Below are 5,597 nucleotides of genomic sequence, written 5' to 3'. Positions count from 1 at the left end.
CATATTAAGAAGTAGCGGTCTATTTAAATTGTAAGAAAAACTGAGCTTTTAACAGGACAAATGTCCTAACAGTAAATCTTATAATGTTTCTGAGCCTATGAAGCAAATTTGAAAATCTTTTTCATAGTCATGGTATAATTGTCGTTTTCTTCCTTCAAAATATAACTAGAAGGAGGAAGATGTTAATGAACAAGCACAAGAAGCGATCTCCCTAAGAGAAGATGCAAATTGTTTTAGAAGCCTTACAAAACGATAATATTTCTGAAACTTGTCGTCAACATGGTATTTATGAAAATCAGTTTTATCAATGGAAAAAGAAATTACTTAGTTCAGCTGATAGTGTATTTCAACATAAGAACAAAAGAGATCCTGAAAAAGAAAAGCTAGAACAAGAAAAAATCAGACTAGAACAAACAGTTGTGGAGCTTTCTACCGAGCTCCAGATTCTAAAAAAAACGGCATTTAGAGCTTCATGGTGATCTTAAAGGTCAATGGTTTTCTGCCAATGAAAAGCGGGAGTTAATGGATATTATAGAAGAATCAGAGCTTAATATTAAGGATGCCTGTGAAAAAGCACAGCTTAACCCCCGACCGTTATCATCGTTGGAAACGTCGCTTTGATGTCAATGGTCTAGATGGACTTAGAAACCATAATTCTACCCCTGCTTCTCGTCCTCATAAGCTTTTAGAGGAAGAGATGGTAAAATAGAAGTTCAAAAGCCTAATCAAATGTGGCATATAGATATTACTTATATTCCAGTTAAAGACGATCACGCTTATTTAATAAGTGTCTTAGATGGTTATTCTCGTTGTATAGTTAGCAGTAAATTATCCCTTACTATGACTACTAATGATGTCAAAGATGTAGTGAGTAAAGCACTATTTAAAGCTGATCTTTATGAAGTAGCTGAAGAGCAAAAACCTGCTTTAATTAGCGACAATGGAACTCAATTAGTTTCCAATGATTTCAAAGAATTTTTAAGCGAGCTAGATATTAAACATATTCGTACAGCAGTTAGACACCCAGAAAGTAACGGTAAAATAGAAGTATTCCATAAAACAATTAAACATGAAAATGTGTACATTAAAGAAAAATACAGCAGTTTCTATGAAGCTAAAGAAGATATAGCTAACTTTATAGAAACCTATAATCACAGTCGTTTACACCAGGGAATAGAGTTTGTTACTCCTTATGATAAATATACACGTAAAGCAGATGAAATTATTTTTAAAATATACTTGATTTTTCAGAAACAATGCAGTTTGAGTAGAAAAATAGAATAATTAGCATCAGTAGTTTTTTGTAAATTATAATGTGGTTTGATTAATCCTCTCTTTAAAAAGAGAGGATTTTTACGTATTATGATCAATTAACCGGTTTAGATAAACTATTATAAATTTTAAAAATTATGAAGGTTTTTATTAGAAAGTATAGAACTAATTTAATATAGAGTGCATATTATATAGAAGTAGAGATTATTTAAGTTAAAAACTAAATAATTAATGAATGTGGGAAAGCGATGAAATATAGTCTATATTTGGACACCTGGGCTATATGGAGCTAGTGGTGAAACCGTCCCTAGACCTTTATTTATTTGAGGTTTAGGGACTTTTTAATTATATACAATTAAAAACCTCTGTTAAAGTAGGGAAGGATTAAATAAAAAAAGATTGGAGTGATGGCTTTGAATCTAATAATTAAGATATATTTAGCAGGAATAATACTCAACTTATTAATAATTGCTTATCATTTGATAAGTGATTATAAAATGATAAGTATTAATCTAAAGGGAATAATTTCATTTCTTTTATTGAGTTGGATTATATATCCTATATTATTTATTAAAGCTAACAAATTTTGATAAAAAGAATATTAGCATTGAATTAGAAGGAATAAAAAAGATCGGTCAATTAATTGACTGATCTTTTGATTATTTATTTTAACTTTGAAAATTGAGAAAATCTTTTATAAAATAGGTATTAATTAAGCCGACCTTATTTATAATGCTCAATAAAATAAAGGATGGTTAATTTGAAAAATGATCTAAACTATCAATTAATTGCAAATCCTGCAGCTGGCAATGGTAAAACAAATAAGATACTATCGCAAGTTGAAAAGATTTTCAGAGAAAATAACTGTTCTTTTAAAACTTATGTTACCACAGGTGCAGCAGATGCTACAACTGCTGCCAGAAAGGCTGTCAAAAATGGAGCTGAGGTAGTAGTGGCAGTAGGGGGAGATGGAACTGTTAATGAAGTCGCCAATGGTCTAGTGGGAACAGAAGCTAAGCTGGCAACTATTCCTGCCGGAACCGGCAATGATTTTGCTAGAACCTTACGAATGTCTAAAGAGATTGAAAAGGCTTGTGCAGAAATATTAACAGGTGAGTGTAGAGCTATCGATTTAGGTAAGGTATTGAATAGATATTTCGTGAATTTGGTGGGGGTTGGCTTTGATGGAGCTGTTGGTAATGAAATAAATCAGCGTAATAAGTTTTTACCCGGGCCCTGGCCCTATCTTTTAGCTATCTTTAAAGTTTTATTTTCTTATCAGCCTGTGCAAATGAAAATATCTATGGATGAACAGACACTGCATTGTACTCCTACTTTAGTTGCAGTAGGAATTGGACAATGCTGCGGAGGCGGGATTAGATTAGTTCCTGATGCTATTCAAGATGATGGTTTATTTGATGTTTGTGTAATTGATTCTCTAGGAAAGTTAGAAACTCTTTATCACTTACCTAAGTTGTTAACTGCTGAGCATAAGAAGTTAGATCAGGTAAATATTTATCGTTCTCGAGAGGTTAAATTAGAAGTAGCAAAAGAGCTGCCTTTGCAAATGGAGGGAGAGGTTTTTTTGCTGAAGAGTTGCATTTTACTCTTGAACCTAAGGCTATGAAAGTAATTGTTCCTCAGGATTGAGAAAGTCAGCTGAGGAAATTAATTTTAATTATTGTGTTAATAAAGGTCAGTTGATTTCTATTAGTATGACAAGCTAGTTATTATAATATTTAATTAAGAAGCTTAAAAGGATAAATTATTTTTATCATTGTAGGAGGAAGTAAGATGGAAAATGAAAAGATTGGAATAGCTTTAAGTGGAGGCGGAGCAAGAGGATTTGCTCATTTAGGAGTACTTAAAGCTTTAGAAGAGAAAGGAATAACTCCAGATATTATTTCTGGTGTTAGTGCTGGGGCAATCGTTGGTGCTTTCATTGCTTCTGGAAAAAAAGCTGATGAAGTAATGGCAATTATGAAAGAAAATAAGTTTACTGACTATGCTAAGGCTAATTTACCTATTAATGGTTTGTTAAGCTTAAATAATTTAAGAGATAAACTTGAGAAACATTTAGATAAACAAGCTTTTTCTGAATTAGAAATCCCCTTTTATATAGCAATTTCAGATTTAAATGAGGGAAAAGTTGAATATTTAAATGAAGGTCCTTTAATTTCAATTATTCAAGCTTCGGCTTCTATTCCTGTCCTTTTTTCACCAGTAAAAATAGATGGTCGTCTTTATGTAGATGGTGGTTTATTTGATAATTTACCTATAAAACCTCTGCTTGGTAGTTGTGATAAAATTATAGCTGTTAATGCTATGCCTATTGAAAGGACAGAAAAAATAGATAATTTAGTTGAGATAGCTCTTAGAACATTCCAACTAAGTGTAAGCGGAAAGAATAAAGAGATGAAAAGAAAGTGTGATCTATTTATTGAACCTAAGGGATTAAAAGACTTTCACATTTTAGATACCAAGCATGCAGATAAATTATTTGAAATCGGATATGATTACTGTAGTAATTTGAATATTGAACTTTTCTGGTCTTATTAATCGTAGTCTATATATTTTTGTAATAAGATTGAAATGATATATCACTGCCAGTTTTATCAATGATAAATAGAGGGTTCAATAGATAATTGTAGAATATAATTAAGGGTGCTGGGAGTGATATAGTTGAAAATTAACTTTAAAAACATACTAATATTAGTTTTTGCTTTAACATTACTTTTAAGTGTAGGAAATAAAGCTAATGCAGAATGGAGAAGTGGCTTTTCTTTTGGAGAAGATAGAATGGGAATTAAGTTGATAGAATATTTTAGGACTAATAATTCTTTTTATCTTGACCTTAAAACAGAACGTAAAAATGAAGAAAAAGCTATTACTAGGCTTGGGCATAGGCGTTATTTAGATAAAAATAATGGTCCTTTTGTTGATTTATCAGTAGTCATAAAAGAAGATCAAGGTACTACTGATGAAGGTGAAGTAGGTTTTGGAGTTGGTGGTGGATATGTTTATCAATTATCAGATTCGTGGTTTTTAAATGTAGAAGGTGGTTATAATACAGCTGATTCTGATTTTTATGTTGGTGGGAGTATAGATTGGTCTTGGTCTAATCTTATAAGCAAATTAGAAATTACAAGTTTAGACATAAAAATAGAGAGTTCAAGGAAAGTCCAAGCAACGCCAGGTTCATCCGAGGAAGAAGATGACGATATAGAAGAAACAGATGATTTAGAAGAAGAGGAGAGAGATCATTCAGAAATAAAAAGAATGCAGGAAGGGATAGATTATTTTGTTTATGAAGGAAGAGGGAATGAATATATAAAATTAAGTGAAGAATATAAAACTGGTATTTTAGCTCTTCATGGCAATTTAGGAACTAGAAATTCTTCAGTTATAGGCTATAATGAGGGGGGAGATAAAACTGAAAATATTATAGATGATGGTGCTTCGTATAGAGGCAGAGAGCTGATGTATTTTAAGCCCAAAGCAGAAACTATGCATCTAGAAATTGAACTTCCAGGTAATTGGCAGCTAATATCTTTACCACAAATAAGTAGAATTGATGATATTGTTAAGCCGCCAGTTGAAATTTCTGGAACTGGGAATGAGTTAATAGCTATTAAGGGAGAGCCAAGTGTAATAAATATTGAAGCAAATCAAAAAGGAGATTATTTTGAAGTAATAATGTGGTATGGAAATGTTAATAAAAGAAGCATTGTTGAGACTACTGACCCTTATAATGATAGTATTAAACTGCCTCAGTCAGGTGTTTATATCCTTGAAGTTATAGCTTTTGACGAATGGAAGATAGGTTTGGAATAAAGAAATTTTCAAGTTTTAAAATTTAGTTTTCAGCAGAAAACTCTACGAGTTAATTTAAAATTTGAAAATTATGTTTTTGAGTTTATTCATAGTTGTTTGGTTTGGATTTTTTGTTTGTCCAGATTCTATTTTCTGGATTGTAGTTCTACCTAAACCTATTTTCTGGGCCATTTCTTTTTGAGTCCAAGCTTTAATTAATCTATATTTTTTAACTTTTTGAGCTAAGTTTTCTTCGGGTAGACAATAGAAACCACCAAGCCAGCCAACCGTAACTTCAAGCGCAGTTGCTAATCTTTTCATCATTTTAAGACTGATATCTCTATTACCCTGCTCGTAAGCTGCTAAACTACTCGAATCAGTTTTAGCTTTACGAGCTAACTTTCTTTTGCTCCAACCTTGGATGAGCCTAGCTTTTTTTACCCGAGTTCGACAGTTCATAGGTATAAAATAACTATTTAGAGGTCAGAAACCTTGATATAGCAGGGTTTGTG

Annotated in this window: 7 protein-coding genes and 1 riboswitch; of the genes, 6 read left to right on the top strand and 1 reads right to left on the bottom strand. The window is 31.8% G+C overall.

Features of this window, described 5'->3' with window-relative positions; all coding sequences use genetic code 11:
• Window positions 1–221: 221 nt before the first annotated feature.
• From MWH30_RS13355 to MWH30_RS13330, 6 genes are all read left to right on the top strand, one after another.
• Window positions 222–479, top strand: coding sequence for a transposase (locus MWH30_RS13355; protein WP_248664593.1), 258 nt, complete (start codon window positions 222–224; stop codon window positions 477–479).
• Window positions 480–559: 80 nt separating this feature from the next.
• A complete protein-coding gene (locus MWH30_RS13350; RefSeq protein ID WP_248664592.1) occupies window positions 560–709 on the top strand; it encodes a hypothetical protein in 150 nt (49 codons plus the stop codon).
• The gene (locus MWH30_RS13345) at window positions 706–1,284 is read left to right on the top strand and encodes a DDE-type integrase/transposase/recombinase (RefSeq protein WP_308221624.1); all 579 of its coding nucleotides are present in this window, start codon (window positions 706–708) and stop codon (window positions 1,282–1,284) included. The genes MWH30_RS13350 and MWH30_RS13345 overlap by 4 nt, the downstream gene beginning before the upstream one ends.
• Before the next feature lie 220 nt (window positions 1,285–1,504).
• Window positions 1,505–1,588: riboswitch (cyclic di-GMP riboswitch) on the top strand.
• A 444-nt stretch (window positions 1,589–2,032) separates the two neighbouring features.
• A complete protein-coding gene (locus tag MWH30_RS13340) occupies window positions 2,033–2,899 on the top strand; it encodes a diacylglycerol/lipid kinase family protein (protein ID WP_248664590.1) in 867 nt (288 codons plus the stop codon).
• Between the two features lie 167 nt (window positions 2,900–3,066).
• Window positions 3,067–3,831 carry a patatin-like phospholipase family protein gene (locus tag MWH30_RS13335; RefSeq protein ID WP_248664589.1) on the top strand — a complete coding sequence of 255 codons (765 nt, stop codon included), beginning with the start codon at window positions 3,067–3,069 and terminating at the stop codon, window positions 3,829–3,831.
• A gap of 123 nt (window positions 3,832–3,954) precedes the next feature.
• Window positions 3,955–5,106 carry a hypothetical protein gene (locus MWH30_RS13330; RefSeq protein WP_248664588.1) on the top strand — a complete coding sequence of 384 codons (1,152 nt, stop codon included), beginning with the start codon at window positions 3,955–3,957 and terminating at the stop codon, window positions 5,104–5,106.
• Window positions 5,107–5,160: 54 nt separating this feature from the next.
• Here the strand turns inward: MWH30_RS13330 and MWH30_RS13325 are convergent, their stop codons facing one another.
• Window positions 5,161–5,544, bottom strand: coding sequence for a helix-turn-helix domain-containing protein (locus tag MWH30_RS13325; protein ID WP_248664587.1), 384 nt, complete (start codon window positions 5,542–5,544; stop codon window positions 5,161–5,163).
• Between the last annotated feature and the right edge of the window lie 53 nt (window positions 5,545–5,597).

The sequence above is a fragment of the Fuchsiella alkaliacetigena genome, assembly GCF_023227765.1.
GTDB lineage: Bacteria > Bacillota > Halanaerobiia > Halobacteroidales > Acetohalobiaceae > Fuchsiella > Fuchsiella alkaliacetigena.
The sequence above is the reverse complement of the archived record's forward strand: the minus strand, read 5'-3'. Positions and strand labels throughout refer to the sequence as shown.

Excerpts from the sequence above, each read along its gene's own strand:
- MWH30_RS13350 (WP_248664592.1), top strand. The coding sequence starts at position 560 with ATGCCTGTGAAAAAGCACAGCTTAACCCCCGACCGTTATCATCGTTGG.
- MWH30_RS13335 (WP_248664589.1), top strand. The coding sequence starts at position 3,067 with ATGGAAAATGAAAAGATTGGAATAGCTTTAAGTGGAGGCGGAGCAAGA.
- MWH30_RS13355 (WP_248664593.1), top strand. The coding sequence starts at position 222 with ATGCAAATTGTTTTAGAAGCCTTACAAAACGATAATATTTCTGAAACT.
- MWH30_RS13325 (WP_248664587.1), bottom strand. The coding sequence starts at position 5,544 with ATGAACTGTCGAACTCGGGTAAAAAAAGCTAGGCTCATCCAAGGTTGG.